Here is a 3,457-nt window from a genome sequence, read left to right on the forward strand (position 1 = left end):
GCGTCGGGATGGCGGTCAGAAGCCGCCGTAATACGTATCGCAGCATCGGTGCCCCGCTTGACCCAGAGCAACGCGCGTCCAGCTGGACGGTTGCGCTCTAGCCTTCAAATCTTCGCACCGACATGCCGAAAATCGATTCCGGTTCCCGGGCCGATGCGATGGCAAACCAGCACCGCCGCGCATCTCGTTGCGCGGCGGCCCGGCTAAGGATCAGTCCTTGCTGATGAAGCGGGACGGATGGATGTCCATCACATTGTCGTCGAAGCCATGCAGCTTCGAGGAAACGATGTCGTGGAAGCTGTAGTAGAGAAGCGGAATGTTACCGACGTCATCGACAAGGATGCGCTCGGCCTCAGTGAGGTCCTTCATGCGCTCTTCCGGTTTGCCGCCGGCAGCCGCAGCCTTGTCCATGGCCGCTTCATATGCCGGGCTGACATAGCTCGAATAATTGTTGCCGCTGGCCTTGCGGGTGATGCCGAGGAAGGTCTCCGGATCCTTGTAGTCGGCGATCCAGGCGGCACGCGCCAAGTCGTAGTCGCCCTTCTGCTCGAGGAAGGAGTAGTGGGTCTTGGTGTCGGTGTTGACGAGCGAGACGTCGATGCCGAGCGGCTTCAACTGTTCCTGGATGGCGACGGCCGTGTTCTTGTGGTTTTCCGAAGTGTTGTAGCGGATCTCCATCTTCAATGGATGCTCGGGCGTATAGCCGAGTTTCTCGAGGGTCTTCTTGGCAGCGTCCTCGCGGTCGATCTGCGACATGTCGGCGTATTTGGCCATTGCCGGCGTGTAGCCCGCGATGCCCGGAGGCACCATCGAATAGCCAGGCAGCATCGAGTTCTGCCAGACCTTCTCAGCGAGGAAGTCGCGGTCGATCGCCATCGAGATGGCGTTGCGCAGTTCGACATTGTCCCACGGCGCCTTGTCGGTCTTGATCGCATAATAATAGGTGCCGAGATAAGGTCCGACGCGGACCTGGTCGCCGAACTTGGTCTTGAGGTCAGCGAGCTGTTCGGTCGGCAGGTCGCCGTAGCTGTCGAGTTCGCCGGCCTCGAACCGCTTCATCGCCGATGAGCGGTCTTCGGTCGGGATATAGTTGACGACGTCCATCTTGACGGTCGCGGCGTCCCAGAATTTCGGATTCTTGACCAGCTTCATGTGGTCGTTGGGTATCCACTCGGCCAGCGTATAGGCGCCGTTCGAAACGAGATTACCCGCCTTGATCCAGTCGGCGCCGAGCTTGTCGATCGAAGCCTTGTTGACCGGATAGGCGGCCTGGTGGGTCAGCATCTCCAGGAAGTAAGGCGTCGGCGCCTTCAGCGTGACTTCGAGGGTATTTGCGTCAATCGCTTTGACACCCATATCCTCCGGCTTGCCCTTCTTGGTGTTGACGTCCTCCGCACCCTTCACCGGGTACAGCATCGAGGCGTATTCGGCAGCGGTGGCCGGGTCTTCCAGCCGACGAAACGAATAGACGAAGTCGTCCGCCGTCACCGGGCTGCCATCCGACCAGAGGCCATCCTTGCGCAGCTTGAAGGTGTAGACAGTCCCGTCGTCTGACACTGTCCAGCTTTCGGCCGCGCCCGGAATGAGGTTCGTCTTCTGGTCATGCATGACCAGGCCCTGGAACAGGTCGCGTATGATATCGGCTTCGTAGACGGTCGAGGTCTTGTGCGGATCGACCGTCTCCGCTTCGGCGGCGCTGCCTCTGTTATAGACGGTCTCGGCGAAAGCCGGCGTGTAGAAGGTGCCGGCGGCCAGCGCCATGGTCGTGGCGAGCACCGTCGCCTTCAGCATGTTTTTCAGCATGAAGTTCTCCCTGTCGGCGCTGCCGTTGGCGCGCCTATTAAGTGTTGACGCCCTGAAGCCGATATCTGACCCCTTTGAGCGCGCCGCTGGTTCCCGTCCTGCGGCTCGTGCCCAGACACTAACGCGGAGAATTTTTATTTCAACAGACTCTCTGGGTCACCCAAAGTAAGGCGGACGAAAGCTATGGCGTGGCCGCTGAAACAGCAGCCGAAACCAGAAGCTTGACTTGGTTTCTTCACCTCGACGCCATTTTTCACCGCGAATCGGAGCCATGCCAGTTTGCCGGAATGTCTTAATGCGTTCTTAAGCAACCTGGGGTTACATTATGAGTACCTTCTATATGGTTCGAACTTCAGACGCGTGGCGGCTATGAGTAACAGAGCAAGTAAATTGCCCAAAATCCGTCAATTAATGCGGAAACTTCAAGAAGAACACGGCACTTCTGCGGTCGAATTTGCCTTGCTTTCACCGATTTTCATTCTTCTTCTACTCGGAATGGTTGCATATGGTATATACTTCGGCGCCGCCAACTCGATCCAACAGATCGCAGCGGATGCCGCCCGCACGGCAATTGCCGGGTTGAACCAGACCGAACGCCAGACGCTCGTAGCCAGCTTCGTCACCAACAATGCCGGCGGATATCCCTTCGTGGATGTCAGCAAGTTGACCTACCAGGCCAACGACAGCACGGCTGATGGAAGCCAGTTCGTGGTTTCCATCCAGTACGACGCCCGCAACCTGCCGATCTGGAACCTTTTCCCGGGCATAGCCATGCCCGGGACCACGATCAAGCGCCAGTCAACGATCAGGGTCGGGGGCATTTGAATGCTGCTGCATGCGTGCAATGGGATCGGTCGGCTTGCCCGGTTGATGCTGAGTGACAGGAAAGCGAACTTCACCGTCATGGCGGCATTGAGCGCGCCGGTGGCGCTGGCGCTGGCCGCGGTGGCCATCGACGAAGCCTCGATCTACACCGAGCGCCGCGAAGCCCAGGCAATGGTGGACCTGGCGGCGATCACCGCCGCCTCGAACATGACCAATGTCAACACCGCGGTTGTCACCACACTGACCGACAACGGCATGCCAGGGGTTATCGTTCAAAGCTCGGGACAGACGATCGAGCCGGCGGCCGGCAAAACCGTCGTGACGGTCACGCCCGGGCGATATGTGGCATCCGGCGCCAATGTGGGCCAGCGTTTCCAGGCCAGCGTAACACCCTACAATGCCGTCCATGTCACCCTGAAGAAGATCCCGGCCCGCTATTTCGCGAGTTCGCTGATCCCAACTCCCGTCATCGGCACCCAAGCCATCGCCAGCATGACGCCGCAGGCGACGTTCTCGGTCGGATCGAGGCTCGCCAGCCTCGATGGCGGTATCCTCAACGCGCTTCTCGGCGGACTTCTCGGCAGCAACATCTCGCTCAGCGTCATGGACTACAACGCGCTGCTCTCCGCCGATGTGAGCGTGCTCTCCTTCGTCGACGGCCTTGCCACACAGCTGAACCTGACCGGCGTGTCGTATTCGGATGTGCTGGCATCGAAGGCGACCGTCGGCCAGATCGCCACGGCCATGGCCAATGTGCCGGGGCTTGGCAACACGGCCAAGGTCGCCCTGCAGACGATCGCTTCCAAGTCGACCAGTACGGTCCAGATCC

Annotated in this window: 3 protein-coding genes; 2 read left to right on the forward strand and 1 reads right to left on the reverse strand. The window is 59.6% G+C overall.

Annotated features, from left to right (window positions below):
* Window positions 1-210: 210 nt before the first annotated feature.
* Window positions 211-1,803 carry a peptide ABC transporter substrate-binding protein gene (locus EN984_RS27280; protein ID WP_127267926.1) on the reverse strand — a complete coding sequence of 531 codons (1,593 nt, stop codon included), beginning with the start codon at window positions 1,801-1,803 and terminating at the stop codon, window positions 211-213.
* Window positions 1,804-2,214: 411 nt separating this feature from the next.
* Here EN984_RS27280 and EN984_RS27285 point away from each other — a divergent pair, with 411 nt between their 5' ends.
* Window positions 2,215-2,628, forward strand: coding sequence for a TadE/TadG family type IV pilus assembly protein (locus EN984_RS27285; protein WP_164748810.1), 414 nt, complete (start codon window positions 2,215-2,217; stop codon window positions 2,626-2,628).
* The coding region (locus EN984_RS27290) for a pilus assembly protein TadG-related protein (RefSeq protein ID WP_245480127.1) at window positions 2,629-3,457 on the forward strand (829 nt) is incomplete at its 3' end. It lies immediately after the preceding gene.

Source organism: Mesorhizobium sp. M7A.F.Ca.CA.004.12.1.1 (genome assembly GCF_003997835.1).
GTDB lineage: Bacteria > Pseudomonadota > Alphaproteobacteria > Rhizobiales > Rhizobiaceae > Mesorhizobium.

Coding starts and splice junctions, on each gene's coding strand:
- EN984_RS27280 (WP_127267926.1), bottom strand. CDS start 1,803: ATGCTGAAAAACATGCTGAAGGCGACGGTGCTCGCCACGACCATGGCG.
- EN984_RS27285 (WP_164748810.1), top strand. CDS start 2,215: ATGCGGAAACTTCAAGAAGAACACGGCACTTCTGCGGTCGAATTTGCC.